Genomic DNA, 24,941 nt, shown 5'->3' with positions numbered 1-24,941 from the left:
GCAATCTAGCGCCGATCGCATCATGAGGGAATGACTATCCGCCGAACTTCGCCAACATCGCGCGGAGCGGATTTGCGCCGGCATTGTTGGCCGACATCGTGACAACGATCTGGCGTGGGTCGATCATTCGGCCATAATACTGCTGATCAAACGCCGCATCGTTGGAGAAGACCGAGCCTGACAGCGAAATGCCGCCATACAGGCCGCGCGACTTGGCAAAGGTGATGATGTCGGCCCCAAGGGCCGTCCCCGTCGAGCCGCCGACACCGGCGCCGATCGTCGCGACGGAAATTCCTGCGTCGGCACCGATTTTGAACTGGCTGTTCAGGAAGGCATTCAGAGCGGTGTCGTTCATCAACATCATGATCACTTCGGCATCCTGCACGCCGATCTGCAAGCCAAAACTACCGCTTCCCATCGTGTAGAACGCCGGGGCCGACCAGGAACCGGTGGCGGCCCGGGATACCAGGACGCAATCGCCGCCCTCGCCGCCGATGAAAAATCCGGCTTTGAAGATCCGCGGACAAACCACGACCGCCTTGGCGCGCCGCAGAAACTGCGTTGCCTGATTGGCCTGTGATGAACCGTTGCCAAGCATGGTCTCGACCGACAGGGTCGATCGGTCGACCAGTTCCTGCGCGCTGTTCGAACTGCTGGACCCGCTGGCACAAGCAGACAGCGGCAGAGCCAGGATAAGAGCAGAAAGTCCAATGTGTGCCGCTCGCCAACTATAAGGCGGGGGAGTGGTTTGCGCTGACGTTTCCGACGATTGACCCATTGTAAGACTCCGGAATTTGTTACTGCACACAGATATAGGCGATGTCAGGGTGATTTGCTTCAGATGGATATTTGTTCATTCAGCGATACCACACGCCAGGCGTGGCCATGGCGTTCGACGCGGGATACGGAGAGATTGTCGATCGCGAGGCTCAGCGCCTGATCAGAGGTCAGCCCGAGGGCTTCGGCGATAGCCGCGCGGATCGCGCCGCCGTGCGACACGACGACGACGGTCTCCCCCGCGTATGATTTCGCCAAAGTCTCCATGGTGGCGCCCACCCTGGCGCGCAGATGTTTGAAACTCTCGCCTTCCGGCGGTATTTCTTCGCCGCCCACCGGCCAGAACGGGTGCTGTGTCGGGCGATTGGCAAAATCGCTCATCGGCAGGCCTTGCCAGGTTCCGAAATCCTGCTCGATCATGCCGGACTCGACCTGCACTTCGGCGGGGCCGTAGCCTGCGCGCATGATCGCTTCGGCTGTGGCTCGGGTGCGTGACAGTGGGGTGATGACCCATTTTGCAGGCTTTGGCAGAACCGCGCCAAGCGCCGCGTAGCGCCGACCGTCGGAGGCCAGGCGGGATGGACAGATCGGAACGTCCATCTGCCCGTAGAGGATCGGAAGATATTCAGGGGCGACGACGGCATGACGAATGAGGCAGAACCGCGTTGGAGCTTTGGCTTGGGACATCTGCTGAAAAATCCTTATTCGCCGATGGAAATCAATGCGCCGCTGGTTCGTGCGGCGCGAAACTGGAGCGAGAAGATGCCGATTGCGGCCAGCATCCAAATACCGTTGAGCCCGAGAGCCCACAGGAATTGCGCCCAATTTATTTGATTGATGTATAAAATTTCGCGCATCGCGGAAAATATATGTTCGGCCGGAATGATTTTCGCGATCGGCCGCAACCATCCCGGTAAAACAGCGACCGGATAGAACACGCAGGCCAGCGGCGTTATGCCAAACGCCAGCGTCCAGGCGAGCGCTTCGGCCGATGCGCCGTATCGAAACAACAGCGCGATCACGCCGAGCGACATCCACCAGCCCATCAGCATCAGATTGAGCAGCAGGAGCAGCAGCGGAAGTCCGAGCGAAAAGATGTTGAAGGCATAGAGGAAAACCGCGAGCAGGGCGGCCGGGGCCAATCCGATCATCGTGCGCATGACGGACACGCACAGGAGCGCGGCCACCAGTTCGCTCGGGCGCAACGGGCTTACGAAGATGTGGCCCAGATTGCGCGACCAGATTTCTTCGAGAAATGAAATCGTCACGCCCATCTGCGCGCGAAGCGCAACTTCCCAGAGCAGAACCCCGCCGATCAGGGCGCCACCGGCCTTCAGGGCTACGCTGGCCTGGCCGTGGACCACGAATTGGGCGGTAAATCCCCAGATCAGCAGTTCGAGCGTGGGCCAGTACGCAAGTTCGACGATCCGCGGCCACGAGCGGCGATAAAGACAGAGGTGGCGATAGACCAGCCCCCAGATCCGGCGAAGCGAGGCTTTCATGCTGATGTCGCCGCGCGCGCGATCGCGACAAAAACCTGCTCCAGATCGTCGCGACCGTATCGGGCGATCAGGGCGTCCGGCGTGCCTCGATCGACGATTTTACCATGTTTCATCATGAGGACGCGGGAGCACAATCGTTCGACCTCGCTCATGTTGTGGGACGCGAGCAGGATCGCTGCACCTGATTCGGCGCGGTAGGCCTCCAGCCGGCTTCGGACATAATCCGCCGTATCAGGATCGAGGCTGGCGGTCGGTTCATCGAGGAGCAGCAGGTCGGGGCGGTTGATCAGGGCTTTGGCGAGCGCGACCCGGGTTTTCTGGCCGGCCGACAGCGCGCCGGCCCGCCGGTCCAGCAGGGATTTCAGATCGAATTCATGAGCGAGGTCGCTGATCCGGGTGCTGAGATCGGGCACGTTGTACAGATGGCCGTATACGGCGAGATTTTCCGCGACCGTCAGCCGCATCGGCAGCGCCACGTAGGGCGATGAGTAGTTCATGCGCGCGAGGGCGGCAAAGCGATCATGCGCCATGTCGTGACCGAGCACTTCGATCGAGCCTTGATCAGGCACCAAAATTCCCAGCAGCATCGAGATCGTCGTCGTTTTGCCGGCACCGTTGCCGCCGAGCAAACCGATTGTCGCACCGTTCGGCACTGTGAAGCTGATCCGATCCACCGCGGTCACCGCGCCGAAACATTTGCTCAGGTCTCGCACGATGACGGCGCTCATCGAGCGGGATCGGTGGTCTCGGACCGGTTGGCATGCGCCCGTTGATCGTGGCGCAGCAGGAACAAACCCTGCTCGCCGAACAAATTGGCGAGTAGCGGCGCCCGGCGCCAGGGCGCGCGCCGGCCGGCCTCATCGGCGGCGAGCCAGTGTTCGACCCGATATCCCTCCCTGTCGCAAAGATCGAAGAAATCGCGGATCGTGCATGGATGGATGTTCGGTGTTTCGTACCACATCCGGCTCCAGGCCTTGGTCATGGGCATCCTGCCGGTCGAGAGTAGCTGCCAGCGTAAACTCCAATGTCCGAAATTCGGGAAACTGACGATGGCGCGCGTGCCGATCCGGAGCATCTGGCGCAGCACTTCGCGAGGTCGCTCGACGGCCTGCAAGGTGCGCGATAATACGACATAATCAAACGCATCATCGGGGTAGTGCGACAAGTCGGTATCGGCGTCGCCCTGCATGACCGGCAGGCCATGGGCGACGGCGCGCGTCACTTCGGCCATATCGATCTCGATGCCGCGCGCATCGCAATGACGGGTGCGAAACAGGTGGTCGATCAATATGCCGTCGCCGCAGCCGATATCGAGCACGCGCGAGCCCGGACTGATCATGCCGGCGATCAATTCGAGGTCGACCCGCATGTTCTTTGCGACGAATCGCACCGGCGCCGGTTCGATCACGACAGGCCCGCGGCTTCGGCGGCACCGGTGAGGAAGCCGGCGACAGTCCGATGAAAATCGGGCTCGTCGAGCAGGAACGCATCGTGGCCCTTGTCACTCACGATTTCGACGAAGCTGACATTGGCGGCCGCCTGGTTCAGCGCGCGCGCCATCGCGCGACTTTCGGCGGTTGGAAACAGCCAGTCCGAACTGAACGAGACGAGCAGGAACCGCGTTTTGGACCCCCGAAACGCGGTCGCCAGCGACCCGCCGTGATCGGCCGCAAGGTCGAAGAAATCCATCGCGCGGGTGATGCAGAGGTAGGAATTGGCATCGAAGCGCCGGACAAAGCTCGACCCCTGGTGTTCGAGATAACTCTCGACGGCAAACCGTTCGCCGAACAGGACCGGGGTCTTGGCATTGCCGCCTTGCAGCCGCCGACCGAATTTGCGGGTGAGCGCTGCTTCCGAGAGATAGGTGATATGCGCGGTCATTCGCGCGACGGCGAGGCCGCGCGCCGGGATGACGCCGTGCGATGCATAAAACCCATCGTGAAAATCGGGATCGGCGAAGATGGCCTGTCGGCCGACTTCGTGAAACGCGATGTTCTGCGCGGAATGATAGGGGGCGGTGGCGACCGGTACCGCGGCGAACACCGCATCCGGGAACATCGACGCCCACGCCAGAACCTGCATCCCCCCCATCGACCCGCCGACGACGGCGAACAATCGCGTAATCTGGAGAGAATCCACCAGCTTCTTCTGCGCCCGAACCATGTCCTGCACGGTGATCGGCGGAAACTCGATGCCCCAGGCATCTGATCCGCCGGGTGTTCGCTCACTGCGGGGTCCGGTGGACCCCATGCAGCCGCCGAGCACGTTCGAACAGATGACGAAATAACGATCGGTGTCCACCGGTTTGCCTGGTCCGACCAGCGTGCCCCACCAGGCGGGCTTGCCGGTCAGCGGATGGGGTTCGGCGACGTATTGATCGCCGGTCAGTGCGTGGCACACCAGGACGGCGTTCGTGCGGGCCGCGTTGAGGGTTCCATAGGTCCGGTATGCAATCGCAAGTGGTGCGATCCGAATGCCGCAATCGAGCAGCAATCCATCCGCGAAGGCCTCGTGCCGATGTGGTATTTCGGGGAATGGCGTTTGATCCATGGCGCGCCCGCTATGCCCTCAACCAGCCTGTGTCGCAAGAACCGGGTCTTGCCGTGCGCCGCGCCTCCTGTATCAAAGAGGTCCGCCACCACGATTTTGGGTTCGCATGTCTGATACGTCATCTGTCTCGCCGCCGTCCGATGCGGCTCCGGAAGCACTTGCGCGGTTGCGCGCGGAGATCGATGCGCTGGACGAACGGCTGCATGATCTGTTGATGGACCGGGCTGAAATCATCGAGCGTGTCACGCGGGATGGCGGCAAGCGCGGTGTGCCGATCAGGCCGGGTCGCGAGGCCTCGATGCTGCGTCGACTGCTTGGCCGCCATCATGGTGCGCTGCCGCCACAGACGGTTTTGAGAATATGGCGTGAATTGTTTTCCGGCGCCCTGATGATCGAGGGTGGCTTGACTATCGCGGTGGCGGATGGCGCGCAAGCCGAACTGCCGGCGGTCGCGCGCGAACATTTCGGGCCGCTGACGGGTTTGCGGCGGCACCGGACATCGTCGCAGGCGCTGGCCGATTTGACCAACGGTGCGGCGCACGCGGCGGTGCTGCCGCTCCCCTCGGATGAGGACGACGATCAGGCGGCCTGGTGGGTTGGGCTGATGCACGGCGGTGTGCCGCGCTTGGCAATTGTCGCGAAACTGCCGTTTTGGGCGCGCCGCACGGAAGGCGTGCCGCAGGCAGGCGCGTACGTAGTTGCCGCGCTGACGCCTGATCCGAGCGGGTCCGACCGCAGCCTGATCGGGATCGAGATTGCGCCGGATACCAGCACCGCGCGGATTGCCGGCTTGCTGACGGAGGCGGGGTTCGATGTCGGCTCGATTCTGCCGCGCCGGGCGGCGAAACGCGAGGTGGGCTATGCGCTTGCCGACGTCGAGGGGCTGGTCGCGCGCGATGATTCGCGGCTTGCGACCATTACCGGGTTTCTGGCGACGCCCGTTATTCTGGGGGCGTATGCGGTGCCGTTCGGCGCGGCGGGTCTGTCACGGTGAGGGCGGATCCGCGGCCACGCCCATCGATTTTTTCGGTGCCACCGTATGTCGGCGGTGAGTCCGCGATCGGCGGCGTCAACCGGGTGATCAAACTATCGTCCAACGAGGGCGCATTCGGCCCGCCACCCGGCGCGATTGACGCGATGCGGGAGGCGGCGGGTTCGGCTTATCGCTATCCGGATGGCGCCTCGACTTCGCTGCGTCGTGCCATCGGCAAGGCGTTCGATCTCGATCCCGCCCGGATCGTGTGTGGCAACGGGTCGGATGATCTGATCGGGTTGCTGATACAATCGTACGGCGGTGCGGGCACCGAACTGGTCATGAGCGCGCATGGGTTCCTGATTTACGAGATTGCCGCGAAACTGGCCGGGATGGTGGTTCGCAAGGCTGCGGAACGCAATCTGACGGCGGATATCGATGCCATGCTGGCGCAGGTGACGCCGGCGACCCGGATGGTCTTTCTGGCCAATCCGAACAATCCGACCGGCAGCCTGGTTCCCGCCGCGGCGGTGAGACGACTGCGCGACGCCCTGCCGGGCGATGTCCTTCTGGTGCTGGACGCGGCCTATGCCGAGTATGTCGATCGTGCGGATTACGATCCGGGCATCGAGTTGGTCGATGCCGGTCACAACACGGTGATGACCCGCACATTTTCGAAAATGTTCGGACTGGGTGGGGCGCGGCTGGGCTGGGCCTACGCACCCGAAGCGGTCGTCGATGTTCTCAATCGAACCAGGATGCCGTTCAATGTCAGCAGCCTGGCCGCCGCGGCCGGTATTGCTGCGTTGACGGAGGCCGGTTGGGTCGAAAAATGCAGGAGCCATAATAGACAGGCGCGCGCGACGCTGCGGGAGAAACTGGTCCGGGCGGGGCTGACCGTGCATCCCAGCGATGCGAATTTCGTGCTCGTCGATCTGGCGACCGCCGCCCGTGCAACGCTCGCCGATGAGCACCTGCGGCAACGCGGGATCATCGTCAGAAACGTCGCCGCCTATGATTTGCCGCAGTGCCTGCGGGTGACGATTGGCACGGATGAGCAATGCGACGCCGTGGCCGAGGCGTTGACCGCGTTTGTGGCTTTGCATGGCTGAGCCGGTCTTTGAGCGGCTGGCCCTGGTGGGGGCCGGGTTGATCGGTTCATCGATCGCGCGGATTGCCCGTGCGCGGGGTGATATCGCGCGGGTCGTCGTGGTCAATGCCCGAACGGAGAAGACGCTCGGGCGGATTGCCGAGTTGGGGATTGCCGATGTGTGTGAGATCGATCCGGTCCGGGCGGTCGAGGGCGCTGATTGCGTGGTTCTGTGTGCGCCGGTCGGGGCTTATGCGTCCTTGGCGGCCGCGATCGGGCCGCACCTCGCACCGGGCGCGATCATCACGGATGTCGGATCGACCAAGCAATCGGTCATTCGCGACGTTGGACCGCATGTGCCGCAAGGTGTGCATTTCGTGCCGGGCCATCCGATGGCGGGTACCGAGTTTTCCGGCCCGGATGCGGGTTTTTCCGAGTTGTTCGAGGGCCGCTGGTGTCTGCTGACGCCGCCTGTCGGGACTGATGCCGCCGCGGTGCAGCGGATCAAGGCGTTTTGGGAGCGATGCGGCGCGACGGTGAGCATCATGGACCCCGAGCATCATGATCGGGTCGTAGCGATCGTCAGCCATCTACCGCATCTGATCGCATTTACGATCTGCGGCACCGCCGACGATCTGGCCGATGAGACGCGCAAAGAGGTTTTGCAGTTCGCAGCGTCCGGGTTCCGCGACTTTACCCGGATCGCCGCCTCCGATCCGGTGATGTGGCGAGACGTTTTCTTGAACAACCGCGAAGCCTTGCTCGAGATGCTTGCACGCTTTACCGAGGACGCCCAGGCGATGGCCCGGGCCGTACGGTGGGGTGATGCGTCATATATCGAAGATAAAGTGATGCGCGGGCGGAAAATCCGCCAGGCGCTGATCGACATCAATCAGGCCTGATCATCGCGCGCCGGTCGATTGCTCGACCGGCTTTGACGCTCTATCAGCACAACTCTCCAGATAATTCAGGATTTCTCATGGCAGGGCCTCAGGCACGGCACAGGCGCGGACAGAAGATCGATGGTTGGATCATCCTCGACAAGCCGCAAGGTATCACGAGCGCTCATGCCGTCGCGAAAATAAAGCGTCTGCTGGACGCGGCCAAAGTGGGCCACGGCGGCACGCTCGATCCGCTTGCGACCGGTGTTCTGCCGATCGCGCTGGGTGCGGCAACCAAAATGGTGCCGTATGTGATGGACGGTACGAAATTGTACCACTTCACGTTGAAGTTTGGTGAAGCGCGCGACACGGATGATGCGGAAGGCGCGATCACGGCAACGAGTGACATACGCCCTGAGGCGGCCATGATCGATGCGGCGCTGGTGGCGTTCCGCGGGCTGATCATGCAGGTGCCGCCGGCGTTTTCTGCGATCAAGGTCGGCGGTGAACGGGCTTATGATCTGGCCCGCGCCGGCGCCCCGCCGGACTTGCCACCGCGCCCGGCCCAGATCGACCGGTTCGCGTTGATCGGTCGTCCTGACGCCGATCACGCGCTGTTCGAGGTGGCGTCCGGCAAGGGGGTCTATATGCGATCGCTTGCGCGTGATCTGGCGCGGTCTCTTGGTACGGTCGGGCATATCGCGGCGCTGCGGCGGCTTTCAGTGGGGCCGTTTGAGATCGGCAATGCCGTTACGCTGGACAATCTGGCCGATTCGCTGCATAGCCCGGATAGTGTTCCGGACATCGTGCTTCCGGTCGAGACCGCGCTGGCCGACATCCCGGCGCTGGCCCTGACGGAAGCCGAAGCCGCCGCCCTTCGAAACGGCATGGCGTTGAGCCTGGTCGATCTGATGGGTCGGATTCCGACTGCGACCAACCCGGATGGCGGGTTGGTTCGGGGTTTGGCGGGGCACCGTTTCGTGGTTCTAGGTAAGCTCCATCAGGGCATGCTGCGACCGGAACGTGTTATTTAACCCCCTATTCAGGAGTATATGCGATGTCGATTACTGCGGAACGGCGCCAGTCTTTGATTGGCGAATACGCCAACGGTGAAAACGATACCGGTAGCCCGGAAGTTCAGGTGGCACTTCTGTCTGAACGGATCACCAATCTGACCGACCACCTGAAAACGCATGCGAAGGATTTTCATTCGCGCCGCGGACTTCTGATGTTGGTCGGCCGCCGTCGCCGGTTGCTGGACTATGTGAAAAAACAAGATCACAAGCGTTATGAGGCGCTTATCGGCCGCTTGGGTCTGCGCCGGTAACGGTAACGATACGATCCTGATGTCATCGTTACGCCAATATTATCTGTGCCACGCCGATTATGCTTGATCGGCGTGTCAGAATGGCCAAAATAAGACCGGAAATGCGGCAGTCCCGCCGCCTTTGAGGAGTGACGAGCAATCATGGCTATTGGTCCTGACATGCGATCCTATCGCGGCGCGAGCGCCGCAGCGGGCGCTGGCGTTTTGGACGAGGGTCTGCGCGCCTATATGTTGCGGGTCTACAACTGGATGGCTTCAGGGCTGTTCCTGACAGCGATCGTCTCGCTGGCAATCTCGCAAACGAGCCTGATCGATATTTTTTATCCGTTGGTCACGACGGCCAGCGGCGCCGTTGTCCGTCAGCCAGGCATTCTGGCTTATGTGACGATGTTTGCGCCCATCGGTTTCGTCATGATCATGAGTTTCGGGGTCAACAAGCTCTCGACGACGCAGGCTCAGGGTCTGTTCTGGGCGTTTTGTGCGTTGATGGGCGCGAGTTTGACGAATATCTTTCTGATCTACACCGGGACATCGATTCTTGCGACTTTCTTCGTGACGGCTGGAACGTTCGCTGCCATGAGCGTTTATGGCTACACGACGAAAGCAAATCTGGCGAAATTCGGCAGTTTCCTGATCATGGGCGTGATCGGACTGCTGATTGCGATGGTCGTCAACATGTTCCTGCATTCATCGGCCTTGCAGTTTGCCATCAGCGCGATCGGTGTCTTGATATTCACCGGTTTGGCGGCTTACGATACTCAGCGGATCAAGGCTGATTATGTTCAGTATGGCTATCGGTTCGGCGCTGATGTCGCTTCGAAGCGGAGCGTTTACGACGCGTTGCAATTGTATCTGACATTCATCAACTTGTTCATGTTTCTCTTGCAGTTCATGGGCAACCGGCGCAGCTGAAGCTGGACTGGCGCATCTGATGCAAGGAACCCCGGAAACATTGTTTCCGGGGTTTTTTCATGAATTATTCGACCGTTACGGACTTGGCGAGATTGCGCGGTTGATCGACGTCCGTCCCTTTCAGGATCGCGACATGGTATGCCAAGAGCTGCACTGGAATTGCGTAGAGGATTGGTGCGACGAATGGGTCGCAGTCCGGCAGGATCACGCTGTGAGTGGTGATGTTCGCTAGTTTTGCCGCGCCCGCGGCATCGCTGAACAAGATGATCCGTCCGCCACGTGCTGCCGCTTCCTGGAGATTCGAGGCGGTCTTCTCAAACAACGGCCCCGAGGGTAGCACCGCAATGACCGGCACGCTGGGGTCGATCAGGGCGATCGGGCCGTGTTTCATCTCCCCGGCCGGATATCCTTCGGCGTGGATATAGCTGAGTTCCTTGAGCTTCAGCGCACCTTCCAATGCGATCGGCATCATCGATCCACGACCGAAGAACAGGACGTCGCGCGCATCCTGGATTTGAGACGCCAGCGTGCGGATCGTCTCATCGTCGTTCAAGACTTGAGCCGCCTTTGCCGGCAGTTCCATCAAGGCTTCCACCAGCGATGCTATTTCGGCGATCCCGAGCGTACCGCGCGCTTTGGCTAGGGCGAGAGAGAATCCAGCAAGAACGGTTAGTTGCGCGGTAAACGCCTTGGTGCTGGCGACGCTGATTTCCGGTCCGGCGATTGTTTCGAGCATCAGGTCCGATTCGCGTGCCATGGTGCTTTCGGGCACGTTGACCACCGACATAACCTTGCAGCCCTGTTGCTTCATGTAGCGAAGGGCGGCCATCGTGTCGGCGGTTTCGCCGGATTGGCTGACGACGAGACCGAGTTGGTCTGGGCTGAGAGGCGGCTCGCGATACCGAAATTCGCTCGCGACATCGGCATCGACCGGTATCCGGGCATAGCGTTCCAGCCAATAGCGGGCGGTCAGGCCGGCATAAAAGGCCGAGCCGCACGCCGATACCGTCATGCGGGAAATCGCACGCAGGTCGATCGCCAGCTCGGGCAGCACCGGCATCCGCGTGGCGGGATCGATCATGCGATGGAGCGTGTCGCCGATGACGACGGGATTTTCGTGCAACTCCTTTTCCATGAAATGTCGAAAATTGCCCTTGCCGATCGCTGCACCCGTCAGGCGGGTCAGTTTGATTTCGCGATCGATCGGCCGATCGAGGCTATCGTAAAACGCCGCACCCGTCCGGGTGACGACAACCCAGTCGCCGTCCGTGAGGTAGGCGATGCGACGGGTCAGGGGGGCCAGGGCCAACGCGTCCGACCCCAGGAACATTTCATCGTCACCAAACCCGACGGCGAGGGGTGCTCCGCGTTGTGCGCCGATCATCAGTTCCGGGTGACCTGCGAAAATCAGGGCGAGGGCGTAGGCGCCTTCCAGCCGACGAAACGCGGTGGCGGCCGCGGCAATCGGCTCCATTCCCCGTGCGAGGTGGAGGTCGACCAGTTGGGCGACCGTTTCGGTATCGGTTTCGGTGACGAACACCTGACCTTCAGCTTCAAGCTCCGCACGCAAGGCGGCATGATTTTCAATGATGCCGTTATGAACGACGGCGACTCGTTCGGTGCCGTGCGGATGCGCATTGGTTATCGTGGGAGCGCCATGGGTTGCCCAGCGGGTATGCCCGATACCGGTCGTGCCATCGAGCGGCCGTTGTGCGAGGGATTCGGCGAGGTTCGGCAGTTTGCCTTCGGCGCGCCGCCGATCGATCGTGTTGCCGACCAACGTCGCTATGCCCGCGCTATCGTAGCCACGATAGGCGAGGCGGGATAATCCATCCAACAACAACGGCGCAGCGGCGCCTTTGCCGATCACCCCGACGATACCACACATTACGATTTATCCTTCGCGCGTTTATAACGGGCGGCCCCGCCTGGCTTGTTGATCTGCCGCGCGCGGCCGATCGCGAGCGCGCCGGCTTCGACTTCGCTGGTGATCACGCTTCCGGCGCCGATCACGGCGCCATCGCCGACGGAGATCGGCGCGACCAAGGCGACATTCGATCCGACAAAGACATTTGATCCGACCGTTGTGCGGTGCTTGCTCTGGCCATCATAGTTGCACGTGATGGTGCCCGCGCCAATGTTGCTCCGCGCGCCGATCGTCGTGTCGCCAAGGTAGGTCAGATGATTGGCTTTCGCGCCGGCGCCGAGGTGAGTGGCCTTCAGTTCGACGAAATTGCCGACGTGAGCGGCTTCGTCGACGACGCTGCCCGGCCGGATGCGCGCGTAAGGACCGATGATTGCGCCCGTACCGATCGTGCAACCCTCGAGATGCGAGAAGGCGCGGATCACCGCTCCCGATGCGATGGAAACGCCCCGTCCGCATACGACGTGCGGCTCGATGGTGACATCCGGCGCGATCATGGTGTCCGCCGACAGGAAAACGGTTTCCGGCGCAATCAGGGTGACGCCGGCGTCAAGCGCGGCACGACGCAGCCGGGCCTGGATCACGGCTTCAGCCACCGCGAGTTCGGCCCGCGAATTGACGCCACGGCACTCGTCCCAGGGCGCTTCGACCACGGCGACTGGCCTGGCGTCGGCATTTGCGACTTTGACGATATCGGTCAGGTAGTATTCGCCCTTGGAATTGCGGTTGCCGATCTGCTTGAGCCATCGCAGCATGTCGTCGGCATGCGCGGTAAAGCCGCCCGCGTTGCATAAATCGATCGTTCGCTCCTGTTCCGATGCGTCGGCATACTCCACGATCCTGGTGGCGAATCCTGCGGCGCCGACGATGCGCCCGAATGTGCCCGGATCGGTCGGCCGGGTGGCGAGCAGCGACATGCCGATCGTCCCGGCCGACAGCTGCCTGCCGAGTTGGGCGAGTGTATCGGAGGTCAGAAGAGGGTTGTCGCCGTAGATGATGGTTACGATACCGGTTCCAAACAGCGCCGCTGCCGCCATGGCCGCATCGGCTGTGCCGTGGCGCTCATGCTGGACGACCACCTGATGCGGTGCGGCGGAAGCGGCGACGTTCGGCATGTCGGGCCCGGTGACCACGACGATCCGGTCGAACACGGGTTTGCAGGCTGAGATGAGATGATTGAGCATCGGTGTGCCGGCGAGCGGGTGCAACACCTTGGGGAGCGCCGACTTCATGCGGGTGCCGAGGCCGGCGGCGAGGATGATCACGACAGTATCCATGAGCGCAGCGGTAGCCTTGCCAAGCGGTTTATGTCAAAGGGTTAGGCGTCACATCGGGTTTCGGAGTATGTCAGTGCCATGGATGCAAAAGCTGTCGTGTTCGATCTGGACGGTACGCTGATCGATAGTCTGCCGGATCTGGCGGCTGCGTTGAACCGGTCGTTGTCACGCCATGACTACCCCCCCCTTTCGAGATCAGACGTTGGCCCGATGGTGGGCGACGGGGCCAAGGTCCTGCTGCAGAAGGGCTATGCCGCGCGGGGCAGCCAGCCGACGGCTGAGGACGAGTTGATCTTTCTCGCGGATTACGAGGCGCATGTCACGGATCTGACGGAGCCATATGCCGGCGTACCCGAGGCTTTGGCGCGTTTGACCGCACTAGGGTATCAACTGGGCCTGTGTACCAACAAGCCGGAAGTGTCCGCGCGCAAGGTGCTGGCGGCACTTGATCTTGATCGATTTTTTCCGGTGGTGATCGGTGGCGATGCGACACCCTATCGCAAGCCCGATCCGCGTCATCTCGCGGCGGTGCTTGCGGCGATGTCGATCGAGAAAGATCAGGCGATCATGGTCGGTGACCACGCCAATGATATGGCGACCGCAGCCGGGCTTGGCGTCGCGACTATTTTTGTCAGTTGGGGCTACGGACAGGCCAACGGCACGATCACGATACAAAGTCCCGCCGCGTTGGTGCCTGCGGTTCAGAGTATATTTGCGAAAGATTGATTACGGTTTCGGGTCAATCCTTGCGAAGGGCCGGCGCGGTTTTGTTTCAAGGTTTCGCCGGCGCGGCGATCATGGCTGGTGGGACTTCGGGCACCAACTCGATTGAGGGCGGGACCGGCGCGTTGTTCGCGGTTGGCCTTTGTTCCAACGCGACCGTGATCGCCAATTCGTCACAGACAAATTATCTGGGTGCAGGCCAGGCAATGAAACCCTGATCGCGTATGCCAAGCCCTGCAAGACCGGATCATCGGCCATGGGCCGGTCTTGACGACTGAGGCTCATTAGACCATCTGAGTAATCAGGACCGTTGTTGTCCGTAATGAGGTGGTCCATGCTCAGATTGTCGCGTTTGACAGATTATGCCGTTGTCGTTCTGGTCAGGCTCTCCAGCGCCGTTACGGTGGAGACTGCGCCGAGCATCGCGGCGGCGACCGGGATTCCGGAGCCGACCGTTTCGAAGGTTCTGAAAGGCCTGGCGCAGGCCAATCTGGTCACGTCACAGCGTGGGGCGCATGGTGGCTATCGGTTGAACCGGACGCTTGCGGCGATTCCGGTCGCTGACGTCATTGTCGCAATCGATGGACCGATTGCGCTGACGGCTTGCGTCGAGGGTTCGGTTGGAAGCTGCGAAAGCCAGTCGCTCTGCCCGATGGCCGGCCGATGGGGTGTCGTCAATGACGCCATAAGCGAAGCCCTGACCTCGATTACCCTTGCCGACATGCAGAGGGAGGCCGTCCCGAAATCGTTACGCATCGGTTTGTCGGTCGAAGCCGGCACGTTCGCGTCATCCATCGTAGAATAGAGGATTTCATGCCCGCGGTTACTGAAACAATTGAAGCCATCGATCGCCTGACCGATGGTGGGTATAAATACGGTTTCGAGACGAATATCGAAATGGAGTTCGCCCCGAAAGGGCTGAGCGAGGATATCGTACGCCTGATTTCTGCCAAGAAGGGCGAACCCGACTGGCTGCTCGAATGGCGGTTGAAGTCCTATCGGGCGTGGCTCACGATGGAGGAGCCGAATTGGGCACGCGTTCGGCACCCCAGGATCGACTATCAGGATCTGTATTATTATGCCGCGCCGAAGCGCGAGGCACCGAAGTCGCTCGCCGACGTCGATCCCGAATTGATCAGCATGTATGACAAGCTCGGCATTCCGTTGAACGAGCGCGCGGCCTTGGCCGGCGTGGCCGTCGATGCCGTTTTCGACAGCGTTTCGGTGGCGACGACGTTTCGCGACAGTCTTGCCAAAGTCGGTGTCATTTTTGGATCGATCAGCGAGGCGGTGCGGGAGCACCCCGAGTTGGTTCGGAAATATCTGGGCAGTGTGGTGCCGCCCGGTGATAACTACTTCACGGCCCTCAACAGCGCGGTCTTTTCCGATGGAAGCTTTGTATATATTCCGCGCGGCGTTCGTTGCCCCATGGAACTTTCGACCTACTTCAGGATCAACGCCCGCAACACGGGTCAGTTCGAGCGTACGCTGATCATCGCCGAGGAAGGTGCGAGTGTTTCCTACCTCGAGGGTTGCACCGCGCCGATGCGCGATGAGAACCAGCTGCATGCGGCGGTGGTTGAACTCGTAGCGCTCGATGAGGCCTCGATCAAATATTCCACCGTGCAGAACTGGTATCCAGGAGACGCGCAGGGGCGCGGTGGGATCTATAATTTTGTGACCAAGCGTGGCGCGTGCCGTGGCCGGAAGTCCAAAATTTCCTGGACCCAGGTCGAGACTGGCTCGGCGATCACCTGGAAATATCCGTCCTGCATCCTGCAGGGCGAAGGGTCGTCCGGCGAGTTCTATTCGGTCGCGCTGACCAATAACTATCAACAGGCCGATACCGGAACGAAAATGATCCACCTGGCGCCGAACACGACCAGTACGATCATTTCAAAGGGGATATCCGCGGGGCATTCCAACAACACGTATCGCGGCCTGGTGCGCATCATGCCGAAGGCTCATGGCGCGCGGAACTTCACGCAGTGTGACTCCCTGCTGATCGGTGATCAGTGTGGCGCGCATACCGTGCCCTATATCGAGAGCCGGAATCGGAGTGCGAAGGTCGAGCACGAGGCCACGACGTCAAAAATTGCCGACGATCAGCTGTTTTATTGCCGCTCACGCGGGCTTTCCGAGGAAGATGCGGTCGGGTTGCTGGTCAATGGTTTCTGTCGCGATGTTTTGAAGGAATTGCCGATGGAGTTTGCGGTCGAAGCACAGAAATTGCTTGCCGTGTCGCTCGAAGGCTCAGTGGGTTGAGGGACTGAATATGCTTGAAATCAAGGGACTTACAGCGAAAATCGACGATAAGGAGATTTTGCGCGGGATTGATCTGACCGTTCCTGATGGTGAAGTCCATGCCATCATGGGGCCGAACGGTGCTGGAAAATCGACACTGTCCTACGTGCTCTCGGGCCGTGAGGGCTATGAGGTTACCGGTGGTTCGGTGCTGTTCAATGGCCGCGATCTGCTGGCGATCGAACCGGAGGAACGTGCTGCGGCCGGGGTGTTTCTGGCCTTTCAATATCCGGTTGAACTGCCGGGTGTCGGCAATGCGAATTTTATTCGCACGGCCCTCAACGCGGTCCGGCGCGCCCGCGGCGAGCCTGAACTCGATGCTGTCGCGTTCCTGAAAGAAGCCCGGTCCGCCATCAAGGCGCTGAAAATGCCGGATGACATGCTCAAGCGGAACGTGAACGTGGGATTTTCGGGCGGCGAGAAGAAGCGCAACGAAATCCTGCAGATGGCGCTTCTCAAGCCTGCGCTGGCGCTGCTCGATGAAACGGATTCCGGGCTCGACATCGATGCGCTGAAAATTGTCGCCGATGGTGTCAACGCGCTGCGCGGGCCTCGTTTTTCGGCATTGGTCATCACCCATTACCAAAGGCTGCTCGACCATATCGTGCCGGATCGGGTGCATGTGCTCGCCGCCGGGCAGATCGTGCGTTCTGGCGGGCCCGAACTGGCGTTGGAACTCGAGGCGAACGGCTATGCCGGGTTAGAGGCAGCATGAGCGACACCGAATTTCTCGATCGGGTCGATTTTGCCGCGCGCACCGGAAACGATCCGCACCGTGTGAAGGCCGCCGAGACGTTCCGCGCCCACGGTTGGCCGACACGCGCCGACGAGGCCTGGCACTATACGGATCTGAAAGCGTCGCTGCGGTCGTTTGATCTTACCCTGCCCGGGCAAGGCGCGCCGGACGTTGGAGGAATGATCCCTCGCACCGCGATGCCGAAGGTGATTTTCGTAAACGGGCGCTTTGATGAATCCTTGTCGGACTCGTCGCGCTTCGTCCGGCGCTTTGACGATCATGCGTCCGCGCGTGCCGATGGCACGCGACCGTTGGTCAGTCTGAATACCGCCGTTGCGAACGATGGAATTCGGATCGACGTGCCTGGTGGGACGGATGGCGGGACGTTGTTCCTCGTCTCGGTTACCGACACGCCGTGCCAGGACATGCTTGCGCCGTTTCATCGTATTGCCGTCGGTGCCGCCGGATCGTTGACGGTGATCGAAGTTGTTCGTGGTGCGGGGCGTTATATGCATAACGTGGTGACGGAGATTGCGTTGGCGGAGGGCGCCGTGCTTCGCCATTACCGGTTGCAGGATGAATCGATCGACGCGGTGAACGTGACGACGGCGCTGGTCGATCTTCGTGAAGACGCGCGATATGAGGCTTTCACCCTGAATTACGGCGCGAAACTCAGCCGTTACGAAGCGCATGTTACGCTGTCCGGTCCGAACGCCGCCGTGCATTTGAATGCCGCTCAGTTGCTGGCGGGCACGCAGCATGGTGACATCACCACGGTTGTGGCCCATCGCGCCCCGCATTGTGCCTCGCGGCAGACCGTGAAATCTGTCTTGGCGGGCTCTGCGCGTGGCGTGTTTCAGGGTCGGATCGAGGTCGCGCAGTGGGCGCAAAAGACCGATGGCTACCAGATGAATCAGGCTTTGCTGCTGTCGCCCGATGCTGAAATCGATAGCAAGCCGGAGTTGGAAATCTTTGCGGATGACGTGAAATGCAGCCATGGCGCAACGATCGGCGCCATCGATCCGGAACAGATGTTCTATCTGCGCAGCCGTGGGATTCCTGAGGCTGAGGCGCGCGCCATGTTGATCAGGGCGTTTCTCGACGAAGCGCTCGAACCGGTGACGGATGATGAGGCGCGATCGATCTTCGAAGCTGCAATCGATGTCTGGTGGCAAAAGGGTGTGCTATGAGCGCCGCGGTGAAGCCTGTCGTTTTTGATGTCGAACGGATTCGGTCGGACTTTCCGATTTTATCCGAGTTGGTTCACGGCAAAAAACTGGTGTTTCTCGATAGTGCCGCTTCGGCGCAGAAGCCGCGTGCGGTGATCGACGCGATGGTTCGCACCATGGAGACGCGGTATGCGAATGTGCACCGCGGGCTGCATTGGATGAGTGAGCGGTGCTCTGACGATTACGAAAATGCGCGCGACAAGGTTGCCGCATTTCTGAACGTCGCGCGCGAGGAGATTGTATTCGTTCGCAATGCGACCGAAGGGATCAACCTGGTCGCGCAGACCTTTGGGCGTGCCAGCCTTAAACCCGGCGATGCGGTCGTTGTGAGCGAGATGGAGCATCACGCCAATCTGGTGCCCTGGCAGATGCTGCGTGACCAGCACGGCGTGGAGTTGCGGATCGTCAAGATCACGGGCGCCGGCGAGATCGATTGGGATGATCTGGAGCGCCAATTCGCCGATGGCCGGGTCCGCCTGCTTGCGGTCACCCATATGTCGAATGTTCTGGGTACATATACGCCGGTCGAGCGGCTTGCGAAGTTCGCGCATGACCATGGTGCTAGGATTTTGCTGGATGGTGCACAGGCTGTGGTGCATCGTGCGGTGGATTTGCGCGCGATCGATGCGGATTTCTACGTTTTCTCCGGGCATAAATTATATGGGCCGACCGGCATAGGGGTGCTGTACGGCAAGCGGGCGCTGCTCGATGCGATGCCGCCGTTTCTTGGCGGTGGCGATATGATTCGGAGTGTGACCTATGAATCCTCGACCTGGGCGGAGCCGCCGTATCGGTTCGAGGCCGGAACGCCGGCGATCGTCGAGGCGGTCGGGCTTGGGGCGGCAATCGACTATGTCCAGGCGATCGGGTTCGAGTCGATCGCTGCCCATGAGCGTAGCCTGACCGATCATGCCATGGCGGTTCTCGCAGCGATCGAAGGCGTCGAGACGCTGGGTCATGCGCAAGATCGTGGTGGCGTGGTCGCTTTTACGCTCGATGGCGTGCATGCCCATGACGTTGCCACGCTGCTCGATAAACAGGGTATCGCCGTGCGGGCGGGGCATCATTGCGCCGAACCGCTGACGCATCGGCTTGGGCTCGACAGCACCGCGCGTGCCTCGTTCGGCATTTATACCACGCATGCCGAGATCGACAGCCTGGCGGCCGGATTGCGCAGGGTGCAGCAGGTTTTTGGCCGATGAGCGAAACCGACGATCTGTATCAGGCGCTGATCATGGAACGGGCGCGCAGCCCTCATCATACGGGGGGGTTGGACCCGTTCGATGCCGAGGCGGAGGGCGACAACCCGATGTGCGGCGATCGGGTTCGCATCAGGATCAGCTACGATCACGGGCTGATCGGCGACTTACGCCACGAGACGCGTGGGTGCGCGATTTGCGTGTCGTCTGCGGATCTGATGGGGGATGCCGTCATTGGAAAGTCCGGACCGGAGATCGACGAACTCGCTGAGGCGTTCGATGCAATGGTGATCGACGGGCGCGTTCCGGATCGTTCGGATTTCGCCAATTTGCGCGCGTTGGCTGGCATTCATGCTTACCGGTCCCGGCACCGGTGCGCGATATTGCCTTGGCAGGCATTGAGAGCGGCATTGGGTAGAACGATGGAGTATCAGAATGGATGATCATACGGCCCGATCGGAACCCTTGACGACATGGACGCCCGACGGCGAGACGGCGCCGGCCATCACCGAGGAGGCGGTCATTGCGGCAATCGCAACCGTCTATGATCCGGAAATACCGATCAATATCTTCGAACTGGGTCTGATCTACGCCGTTGAGATTGAGGGGGGGCACGTGAAGGTTGAAATGACTTTGACGGCGCCCGCTTGCCCGAGCGCTCAGGAACTGCCTGAGTCCGTGCGCCTGGCGGTGGGAACCGTGCCGGGTGTGACGGAGGTTGACGTGGAGACCGTGTGGGACCCGCCATGGGATCAATCGCGCATGAGCGATGAAGCTCGTTTGGCATTGAACATGTTTTGAACGGTGATTGTGATGAGCACGATGAATACGACTGAAACACCAAAGCGGCGGAGCCTGCCGCCGCTGATGCAATTGACCGAGGGTGCGGCAAACCGCTTGAGGCACCTTTACAGCCGGGGCGAGGCCAATAAATTGTTGCGTATTGGCGTCAACACCAAAGGTTGTTCTGGTATGTCGTACCAGATGGACTGGGTTGGGGAAAAATCGTCGACCGATGAGTCGGTAACCGATAAGGACGTCACGATTTTAATTGATCGAAAAGCGACTTTGTTTTTGATCGGTACCGTGATGGATTACAAAGAAGACAAATTCACTTCAGGCTTTACTTTCGAAAATCCGAACGAGAAAGGGCGTTGTGGTTGCGGTGAAAGCTTTCATATCTGAGTGAGCTCGCCGCCTGCGCCGACTGTCTGGAAGAAGCAATTCGGATTGCCCGTGTGGCAGGCCGGACCTCTCTGGTCGACCCGCAGGAGAACGGTATCGCCGTCACAGTCCAAGCGCATTTCAATTAGTTTTTGGGTGTGGCCCGAGGTTTCGCCTTTGCGCCAGAGAGTGCTGCGGCTGCGACTATAGTAACAAACTTCGCCGGTTTTCAGCGTTTCGAGAATTGACTCGGAATTCATCCAGGCCAGCATCAACACTTCATGGGTATCGTGTTGCTGTGCAATCGCCGGGATCAGTCCAGCTTCGTTGAACCGTACGGCGGTCAGGATGTCGGGCCTCATTGTGGGCCGTTCGCTTCACCGATGTGCTGCATTTCATCGGCAAGGCAAGGGGGTGAAGCGCAGGCAGTCCGCTGCTGTCCACGCAACACGGTCAATCCCGCATCCAGATCGTTGATGAGGTCGTCGACGTGTTCCAAACCAATCTGTAACCGAAGCATTTCGCCACCGAACACGCCGGTTCCCTGGCTACGCGTGATCGTGAAGCTTGTTGGCAGAGCGAGGCTCTCATAGCCGCCCCACGACGCGCCGATGCCGAATAGACGCAAGGAATCGACCATCGCGCACACCGCCTCATAGTCGAACCGTGGCTCGAATACGATGCCAAATAATCCACACGCTCCTGAGAAGTCACGTTTCCAGAACGCGTGACCCGGGCAAGAGGGCAGGGCTGGATGCAGAACACGCTGAACCTCAGCGCGGTCGGCGAGCCATTTTGCGATCCTCAACGCGCTGTTGGCTTGTTGATCGAGGCGAACTTTCAAGGTTCGCGCTCCCCGCAACGCTAGCCAACAATCATCAGGCGATGCGTATTGACCAAGATCGAGGGCCCCCGCCCTGAGCCATGCCCAATCCGACTCGGATGCGACCGTAACGGCCCCCAGAATAATATCAGAATGGCCACCGATATATTTCGTGAGCGCCTGAATCGACACATCGACACCATGATTAAACGGCTGAAAAGTATGAATGCCCCAGGTGTTGTCCATGAACAGCTTGGCACCATGCTCATGGGCCACCCGCGCCAGCATCGGTACATCTTGCACCTCAAAGGTGTGGCTACCGGGGCTCTCGGAAAATACTACCTTCGTGTTTGATCGCATCAAAGCGCGCAGGTCCGGCTCAGAGAGCATGGGATCGTAGTACGTCACGGTCACGCCGTAGCGATGCAGAACACTATCGCAGAAACGCCGTGTCGGTCCGTACACCGAATCTGGCATCAGGATATGATCGTGAGATTTCAGAAATGCCAACATTGGAACCGTGATAGCAGCGAGACCGGATGACACGATTTGGCAGTGGGAGCCGCCTTCGATTTGGGTGATCATCGCTTCCAGAGCAAAATGTGTCTCAGTGCCGTACAATCCGTAGATCTCTTCTTGCTCGAGACGCCGCTTGCCAATTTCCCGGCGATCGGCGCAACTCGGGTACAACACAGTCGAGCCACGGACCAGTTTTGGGTTGACGTACCCATGTGATTTTACGGGGCGACGTGAAGCCAGTGTCAGTTTTGTCTCAAATCGATCATTGCTCATGCTGTTCTCTCTATCGGAGTATCGGTTGCGCCACCCCATTCGGCCCATGAACCGTCATAGAGTGCGCCAATCGGCAGACCTGCCCTTGCCAAGCCAAGCGTCAGAACAGCGCCGGTGACACCCGATCCACACATTGTGACAGGTTTACTGCTGTCCGCCACGCCGCGGGCCGCGAACAGGCTACGCAATGTTGCCGGGTCATGCATTGTCTGGTCAGACCGAATCAAGTCGCTAAAGGGTAACGAAACGGCTCCAGGCACGTGTCCGCTCCGCATGCCTGTCCGAGGCTCGGCGACCTCACCGGCGAATCGTCCTCTTGATCGGGCGTCGAGAACGAGCTCAGCTTTGGTATTGAGATTCGCCTCGACTTCGGCGCGGCTTCGAACCAAGTTGGCCCGAACATGCGCGTGGAACGATTTCTTTGGCTTTGATTTTGTCGGGCCACTTTCTAGCTTGCGGTTTTCGGCTCGCCATTTTGGCAACCCGCCATCGAGAACCCGGACATCATCATGACCGAACAGCATGAACAGCCACCAGATCCGGGCTGCGGAGAAAAGTCCGCGTTGGTCGTACACGACGATCGTGCTGCTGTTTCCGACGCCGAGTTCGGAGACCGTTCTAGCGAATTGGTCGGCCGAAGGCACCATATGGGGGAGAGGACTTGACGGATCAGAAATGATGTCGATGTCAAGAAAGATCGCGCCTGGGATGTGGCTTTCTAAAAATAACGCAGCCGCATCGTGGGGCTCATTCGGAAGATAGTAAGACGCATCAAAAATCAGAGTTTCGGCCCTGTTACGGCGCTCGTCGAGTTCATCCGATGAAATAAGCGTACGCATAACTTCAGTTTACCGCACGGGCAGCCGTTTGTCTGCCCGTGCGCTTGACAATTGTGCTTAGTTATTAACCTTTCGGTGCCAACAGCGCTCGCATCTGTTTCGCGGCGGCTTGGCCTTTGATCGCATCGCGCCACGTGGCTTCCGCGATTCGCTGGTGGGTCATCACCGCATCTTCCGCGCTCGTGATCATCGCGACCCCCGATTGCGCATTTGGCGTCGAATCGGTTGGAAACGGATTGATTGCAAGAGATGCGCGTTCCCGTGTCCGCAGCAACATGAACGGACCATTTAATTCAGCGCCCGAAATCAATCCGAACTGCAACCCGATCGGTTCGCTTTCCATCAGATCAGTCATGCGTTCCACTTCGTGACGAGCAACTTCACGGCTCTGGGCCCGTAGCCGATCTGACGTATCTGCTCAACCCGGCAGGAGTTCGATCGGCATTGATGCTCCGGTGACGGCGTTTTTGATGGCGGTATAGGCATCAACACCGTGCCGAGCGGCGGTGCCGACGACGGATCGGACGTTGGCGAAGAAATCGGCGGCCCAGTTGGACCGGAATCCTCCGGTGACCTTGCGATATGTCGCGGTGGGCCGGAGTTCGCGTTCCGATCCGTTGTTGTCGGCAGCGACCTCGGGGTGGTCGAGAAAGGTGAACAGATGATCACGAACCTTGCCGTATCGTCGGCGTAATCGTCTGCCGTGGCGGTTGATCGGGGCGAGCGCCATGACGGCGTCGAGGTCATGGTCGAGGCGACGCCGCCAGGCACGCCTTGTGGCATCCGCGAGGGTGCGATGGCGCCGTGCCAGCACGACGGCGCGGAGCAGGAGAGCCTTCATTCGGGGTGCGAAGATCTCATCGCCGGCTTCGATCGCGAATTTGCAGTCACGGAGTTGGTGGGCGAGGCAAATCTGCCAGTTATCGGCATGATTGCGCTGGGCGCCATAGAGATCGGAGACCCAGATCGCGGGGCGATGGCCGTCCATGATCTCCGCGACGACGTTGGCGCCCCGGCTTGGCCGGATGACATGGATGACGACGTCGTCGTTCTGAAAGACCCAGTTCCAATGGGTCCGGCCGTTGATCCGCACTGAGGTTTCGTCGGAACAGACGACGCGTGCGCGGCGCAGCCGAGCGAGGATGGCGCCGACATCGGCATCGAAGCCCGGCTTGGCGCGTCGGAATGCGGCATCCAGCGCGCCTTCACTGATCGCCAGGGCGAAAAGTTCGGTGAACAGGCGCGACAGCCGCCGGTAGCTGACAGCATGGATAACGCGCAGGTAAATCGCGAGCGCCACGAGGTTGAGGCTGAAGGGGGTACCGGCTTCCATGCCTTCCGGGACGGCGGCCAGCGTGGTCGCCCCACAGCACGGACAATGGCCGGCATAGCGTTCGACGCGGGTGACGACCGGCTTGATCGGCGGCAGATCGATCTTGTCATAGCGCTGCGCGAGGCGCTGATCCGCATCAGTCAGCCCGGCACGGCAGTGCTGGCAATGCCCGGCTTTCGCGATCACCGTCTGGTCGGGGGTCTCGGCAAGCAAGCGACCGCCACCCGCACGGCCGAGACTGCCTTTGCGTGGCCCCTTGCGCGGAGATTTCTTAGGCCGGTTTGGCTTCTGCCCGCGCGATGGCGGCAGGCTCGAATTATCCGGCCGCTTCGCCGGCTCGTTCAGCCGCGCCTCCAACTCTGCAATCCGGCGTTCCGCAGCAGCAAGCCGGACCGTCAGTTCCTCGTTCCGCCGCTCCGAAACTTGCAGTGCATCCCACAGAGCGCGGATCAGCGCGTCTTTCTCAGCGTGCGACAGAAGGGATAAATCAGGAAGCTCGGTCACGCCTCCGTCGAATCCCATCCGACGTGGTCACGTCAATTCACAATCGATTCAACACGCCGCCCGGCGGGGATGAGCAGCTACG

Annotated in this window: 28 protein-coding genes; 15 read left to right on the top strand and 13 right to left on the bottom strand. The window is 60.5% G+C overall.

Translation table 11 applies throughout. The annotated features are described in order from the left end of the window. Positions 1 to 34: 34 nt before the first annotated feature. From BW994_RS11445 to metX, 6 genes are read right to left on the bottom strand one after another with little or no spacing between them, the layout of a single operon-like run. Positions 35 to 778 (bottom strand): lipid-binding SYLF domain-containing protein, encoded by a 744-nt coding sequence (locus BW994_RS11445; protein WP_081849076.1) that lies wholly within the window; start codon positions 776 to 778, stop codon positions 35 to 37. Between the two features lie 59 nt (positions 779 to 837). Continuing rightward, positions 838 to 1,464: a histidine phosphatase family protein gene (locus BW994_RS11440; RefSeq protein ID WP_029311815.1), complete on the bottom strand. Its 627-nt coding sequence runs from the start codon at positions 1,462 to 1,464 to the stop codon at positions 838 to 840. 14 nt (positions 1,465 to 1,478) lie between these two features. Next, positions 1,479 to 2,279 carry an ABC transporter permease gene (locus tag BW994_RS11435; RefSeq protein ID WP_029311814.1) on the bottom strand — a complete coding sequence of 267 codons (801 nt, stop codon included), beginning with the start codon at positions 2,277 to 2,279 and terminating at the stop codon, positions 1,479 to 1,481. Further along, entirely contained in the window at positions 2,276 to 3,007 is a 732-nt protein-coding gene (locus tag BW994_RS11430; RefSeq protein WP_029311813.1) for an ABC transporter ATP-binding protein, read from the bottom strand. Before BW994_RS11430 ends, BW994_RS11435 begins: the two co-directional genes overlap by 4 nt. Continuing rightward, on the bottom strand, positions 3,004 to 3,648 hold the full coding sequence (gene metW / locus BW994_RS11425) for a methionine biosynthesis protein MetW (RefSeq protein ID WP_051657334.1): 645 nt from the start codon (positions 3,646 to 3,648) through the stop codon (positions 3,004 to 3,006). The genes BW994_RS11430 and metW overlap by 4 nt, the downstream gene beginning before the upstream one ends. 35 nt (positions 3,649 to 3,683) lie before the next feature. Next, on the bottom strand, positions 3,684 to 4,829 hold the full coding sequence (gene metX, locus BW994_RS11420) for a homoserine O-acetyltransferase MetX (RefSeq protein ID WP_029311811.1): 1,146 nt from the start codon (positions 4,827 to 4,829) through the stop codon (positions 3,684 to 3,686). 106 nt (positions 4,830 to 4,935) lie between these two features. On the opposite strand from metX, the gene BW994_RS11415 reads away from it, so the two are divergent. The 6 genes from BW994_RS11415 (at position 4,936) to BW994_RS11390 (ending at position 10,012) form a co-directional block, all read left to right on the top strand. After that, positions 4,936 to 5,823, top strand: a complete 888-nt coding sequence (locus BW994_RS11415) for a chorismate mutase (protein WP_029311810.1) — start codon at positions 4,936 to 4,938, stop codon at positions 5,821 to 5,823. Continuing rightward, positions 5,820 to 6,914: a histidinol-phosphate transaminase gene (gene hisC / locus BW994_RS11410; protein WP_029311809.1), complete on the top strand. Its 1,095-nt coding sequence runs from the start codon at positions 5,820 to 5,822 to the stop codon at positions 6,912 to 6,914. Before BW994_RS11415 ends, hisC begins: the two co-directional genes overlap by 4 nt. Beyond that, on the top strand, positions 6,907 to 7,794 hold the full coding sequence (locus tag BW994_RS11405) for a prephenate/arogenate dehydrogenase family protein (RefSeq protein ID WP_029311808.1): 888 nt from the start codon (positions 6,907 to 6,909) through the stop codon (positions 7,792 to 7,794). Before hisC ends, BW994_RS11405 begins: the two co-directional genes overlap by 8 nt. 77 nt (positions 7,795 to 7,871) lie before the next feature. Next, complete coding sequence (gene truB / locus BW994_RS11400; RefSeq protein WP_029311807.1) at positions 7,872 to 8,807, top strand: tRNA pseudouridine(55) synthase TruB; 936 nt, start codon at positions 7,872 to 7,874, stop codon at positions 8,805 to 8,807. A gap of 23 nt (positions 8,808 to 8,830) precedes the next feature. Beyond that, positions 8,831 to 9,100 (top strand): 30S ribosomal protein S15, encoded by a 270-nt coding sequence (rpsO, locus tag BW994_RS11395; protein ID WP_029311806.1) that lies wholly within the window; start codon positions 8,831 to 8,833, stop codon positions 9,098 to 9,100. 141 nt (positions 9,101 to 9,241) lie between these two features. Next, positions 9,242 to 10,012, top strand: a complete 771-nt coding sequence (locus BW994_RS11390) for a Bax inhibitor-1/YccA family protein (RefSeq protein ID WP_029311805.1) — start codon at positions 9,242 to 9,244, stop codon at positions 10,010 to 10,012. Positions 10,013 to 10,076: 64 nt separating this feature from the next. Here the strand turns inward: BW994_RS11390 and glmS are convergent, their stop codons facing one another. Next, a complete protein-coding gene (gene glmS / locus BW994_RS11385) occupies positions 10,077 to 11,900 on the bottom strand; it encodes a glutamine--fructose-6-phosphate transaminase (isomerizing) (protein WP_029311804.1) in 1,824 nt (607 codons plus the stop codon). Further along, positions 11,900 to 13,213, bottom strand: coding sequence for a bifunctional UDP-N-acetylglucosamine diphosphorylase/glucosamine-1-phosphate N-acetyltransferase GlmU (gene glmU, locus BW994_RS11380; protein ID WP_029311803.1), 1,314 nt, complete (start codon positions 13,211 to 13,213; stop codon positions 11,900 to 11,902). The genes glmS and glmU overlap by 1 nt, the downstream gene beginning before the upstream one ends. 78 nt (positions 13,214 to 13,291) lie before the next feature. On the opposite strand from glmU, the gene BW994_RS11375 reads away from it, so the two are divergent. From BW994_RS11375 to BW994_RS11335, 9 genes are all read left to right on the top strand, one after another. Then, a complete protein-coding gene (locus BW994_RS11375; RefSeq protein ID WP_029311802.1) occupies positions 13,292 to 13,939 on the top strand; it encodes an HAD family hydrolase in 648 nt (215 codons plus the stop codon). Positions 13,940 to 14,270: 331 nt separating this feature from the next. Then, entirely contained in the window at positions 14,271 to 14,741 is a 471-nt protein-coding gene (locus tag BW994_RS11370; RefSeq protein WP_029311800.1) for an SUF system Fe-S cluster assembly regulator, read from the top strand. 8 nt (positions 14,742 to 14,749) lie between these two features. After that, on the top strand, positions 14,750 to 16,201 hold the full coding sequence (gene sufB / locus BW994_RS11365; protein WP_076454583.1) for a Fe-S cluster assembly protein SufB: 1,452 nt from the start codon (positions 14,750 to 14,752) through the stop codon (positions 16,199 to 16,201). Positions 16,202 to 16,211: 10 nt separating this feature from the next. Further along, positions 16,212 to 16,955: a Fe-S cluster assembly ATPase SufC gene (gene sufC / locus BW994_RS11360; protein ID WP_029311798.1), complete on the top strand. Its 744-nt coding sequence runs from the start codon at positions 16,212 to 16,214 to the stop codon at positions 16,953 to 16,955. Next, positions 16,952 to 18,166, top strand: a complete 1,215-nt coding sequence (sufD, locus tag BW994_RS11355; protein ID WP_029311797.1) for a Fe-S cluster assembly protein SufD — start codon at positions 16,952 to 16,954, stop codon at positions 18,164 to 18,166. Before sufC ends, sufD begins: the two co-directional genes overlap by 4 nt. After that, positions 18,163 to 19,407 carry an aminotransferase class V-fold PLP-dependent enzyme gene (locus BW994_RS11350; RefSeq protein WP_029311796.1) on the top strand — a complete coding sequence of 415 codons (1,245 nt, stop codon included), beginning with the start codon at positions 18,163 to 18,165 and terminating at the stop codon, positions 19,405 to 19,407. The genes sufD and BW994_RS11350 overlap by 4 nt, the downstream gene beginning before the upstream one ends. Next, positions 19,404 to 19,847, top strand: coding sequence for a Fe-S cluster assembly sulfur transfer protein SufU (sufU, locus tag BW994_RS11345; protein WP_029311795.1), 444 nt, complete (start codon positions 19,404 to 19,406; stop codon positions 19,845 to 19,847). The genes BW994_RS11350 and sufU overlap by 4 nt, the downstream gene beginning before the upstream one ends. Further along, on the top strand, positions 19,840 to 20,205 hold the full coding sequence (locus BW994_RS11340) for an SUF system Fe-S cluster assembly protein (protein WP_029311794.1): 366 nt from the start codon (positions 19,840 to 19,842) through the stop codon (positions 20,203 to 20,205). The genes sufU and BW994_RS11340 overlap by 8 nt, the downstream gene beginning before the upstream one ends. A 12-nt stretch (positions 20,206 to 20,217) precedes the next feature. After that, positions 20,218 to 20,589, top strand: coding sequence for a HesB/IscA family protein (locus BW994_RS11335; RefSeq protein WP_029311793.1), 372 nt, complete (start codon positions 20,218 to 20,220; stop codon positions 20,587 to 20,589). Here the strand turns inward: BW994_RS11335 and hisI are convergent. From hisI to tnpC, 5 genes are all read right to left on the bottom strand, one after another. Next, complete coding sequence (hisI, locus tag BW994_RS11330) at positions 20,580 to 20,930, bottom strand: phosphoribosyl-AMP cyclohydrolase (protein WP_029311792.1); 351 nt, start codon at positions 20,928 to 20,930, stop codon at positions 20,580 to 20,582. The two genes, BW994_RS11335 and hisI, sit on opposite strands and share 10 nt — an antisense overlap. Next, positions 20,927 to 22,183 carry a cystathionine beta-lyase gene (gene metC, locus BW994_RS11325; RefSeq protein ID WP_029311791.1) on the bottom strand — a complete coding sequence of 419 codons (1,257 nt, stop codon included), beginning with the start codon at positions 22,181 to 22,183 and terminating at the stop codon, positions 20,927 to 20,929. The genes hisI and metC overlap by 4 nt, the downstream gene beginning before the upstream one ends. Continuing rightward, the gene (locus BW994_RS11320) at positions 22,180 to 23,022 is read right to left on the bottom strand and encodes a sulfurtransferase (protein WP_076454581.1); all 843 of its coding nucleotides are present in this window, start codon (positions 23,020 to 23,022) and stop codon (positions 22,180 to 22,182) included. Before BW994_RS11320 ends, metC begins: the two co-directional genes overlap by 4 nt. 64 nt (positions 23,023 to 23,086) lie before the next feature. Beyond that, a complete protein-coding gene (locus tag BW994_RS11315) occupies positions 23,087 to 23,377 on the bottom strand; it encodes a hypothetical protein (protein WP_245801562.1) in 291 nt (96 codons plus the stop codon). Between the two features lie 63 nt (positions 23,378 to 23,440). Next, positions 23,441 to 24,877 (bottom strand): IS66 family transposase, encoded by a 1,437-nt coding sequence (gene tnpC / locus BW994_RS11310; protein WP_029311979.1) that lies wholly within the window; start codon positions 24,875 to 24,877, stop codon positions 23,441 to 23,443. Positions 24,878 to 24,941 lie beyond the last annotated feature (64 nt).

Origin of the sequence: Acidiphilium rubrum (assembly GCF_900156265.1) — a bacterium.
Lineage (GTDB): Bacteria > Pseudomonadota > Alphaproteobacteria > Acetobacterales > Acetobacteraceae > Acidiphilium > Acidiphilium rubrum.
The sequence above is the reverse complement of the archived record's forward strand: the minus strand, read 5'-3'. Positions and strand labels throughout refer to the sequence as shown.

Bases quoted from the DNA above. Each gene is read 5' to 3' on its own strand.
- metX (WP_029311811.1), bottom strand. From the start codon at position 4,829: ATGGATCAAACGCCATTCCCCGAAATACCACATCGGCACGAGGCCTTC.
- BW994_RS11335 (WP_029311793.1), top strand. From the start codon at position 20,218: ATGAGCACGATGAATACGACTGAAACACCAAAGCGGCGGAGCCTGCCG.
- sufB (WP_076454583.1), top strand. From the start codon at position 14,750: ATGCCCGCGGTTACTGAAACAATTGAAGCCATCGATCGCCTGACCGAT.
- BW994_RS11440 (WP_029311815.1), bottom strand. From the start codon at position 1,464: ATGTCCCAAGCCAAAGCTCCAACGCGGTTCTGCCTCATTCGTCATGCC.
- BW994_RS11350 (WP_029311796.1), top strand. From the start codon at position 18,163: ATGAGCGCCGCGGTGAAGCCTGTCGTTTTTGATGTCGAACGGATTCGG.
- BW994_RS11430 (WP_029311813.1), bottom strand. From the start codon at position 3,007: ATGAGCGCCGTCATCGTGCGAGACCTGAGCAAATGTTTCGGCGCGGTG.
- sufU (WP_029311795.1), top strand. From the start codon at position 19,404: ATGAGCGAAACCGACGATCTGTATCAGGCGCTGATCATGGAACGGGCG.
- BW994_RS11415 (WP_029311810.1), top strand. From the start codon at position 4,936: ATGTCTGATACGTCATCTGTCTCGCCGCCGTCCGATGCGGCTCCGGAA.
- BW994_RS11320 (WP_076454581.1), bottom strand. From the start codon at position 23,022: ATGCGTACGCTTATTTCATCGGATGAACTCGACGAGCGCCGTAACAGG.
- glmU (WP_029311803.1), bottom strand. From the start codon at position 13,213: ATGGATACTGTCGTGATCATCCTCGCCGCCGGCCTCGGCACCCGCATG.
- hisI (WP_029311792.1), bottom strand. From the start codon at position 20,930: ATGAGGCCCGACATCCTGACCGCCGTACGGTTCAACGAAGCTGGACTG.
- sufD (WP_029311797.1), top strand. From the start codon at position 16,952: ATGAGCGACACCGAATTTCTCGATCGGGTCGATTTTGCCGCGCGCACC.
- BW994_RS11390 (WP_029311805.1), top strand. From the start codon at position 9,242: ATGGCTATTGGTCCTGACATGCGATCCTATCGCGGCGCGAGCGCCGCA.
- BW994_RS11405 (WP_029311808.1), top strand. From the start codon at position 6,907: ATGGCTGAGCCGGTCTTTGAGCGGCTGGCCCTGGTGGGGGCCGGGTTG.
- BW994_RS11375 (WP_029311802.1), top strand. From the start codon at position 13,292: ATGGATGCAAAAGCTGTCGTGTTCGATCTGGACGGTACGCTGATCGAT.
- BW994_RS11370 (WP_029311800.1), top strand. From the start codon at position 14,271: ATGCTCAGATTGTCGCGTTTGACAGATTATGCCGTTGTCGTTCTGGTC.
- tnpC (WP_029311979.1), bottom strand. From the start codon at position 24,877: ATGGGATTCGACGGAGGCGTGACCGAGCTTCCTGATTTATCCCTTCTG.
- metW (WP_051657334.1), bottom strand. From the start codon at position 3,648: ATGCGGGTCGACCTCGAATTGATCGCCGGCATGATCAGTCCGGGCTCG.
- BW994_RS11315 (WP_245801562.1), bottom strand. From the start codon at position 23,377: ATGACTGATCTGATGGAAAGCGAACCGATCGGGTTGCAGTTCGGATTG.
- glmS (WP_029311804.1), bottom strand. From the start codon at position 11,900: ATGTGTGGTATCGTCGGGGTGATCGGCAAAGGCGCCGCTGCGCCGTTG.
- sufC (WP_029311798.1), top strand. From the start codon at position 16,212: ATGCTTGAAATCAAGGGACTTACAGCGAAAATCGACGATAAGGAGATT.
- metC (WP_029311791.1), bottom strand. From the start codon at position 22,183: ATGAGCAATGATCGATTTGAGACAAAACTGACACTGGCTTCACGTCGC.
- BW994_RS11445 (WP_081849076.1), bottom strand. From the start codon at position 778: ATGGGTCAATCGTCGGAAACGTCAGCGCAAACCACTCCCCCGCCTTAT.
- BW994_RS11435 (WP_029311814.1), bottom strand. From the start codon at position 2,279: ATGAAAGCCTCGCTTCGCCGGATCTGGGGGCTGGTCTATCGCCACCTC.
- truB (WP_029311807.1), top strand. From the start codon at position 7,872: ATGGCAGGGCCTCAGGCACGGCACAGGCGCGGACAGAAGATCGATGGT.
- rpsO (WP_029311806.1), top strand. From the start codon at position 8,831: ATGTCGATTACTGCGGAACGGCGCCAGTCTTTGATTGGCGAATACGCC.
- BW994_RS11340 (WP_029311794.1), top strand. From the start codon at position 19,840: ATGGATGATCATACGGCCCGATCGGAACCCTTGACGACATGGACGCCC.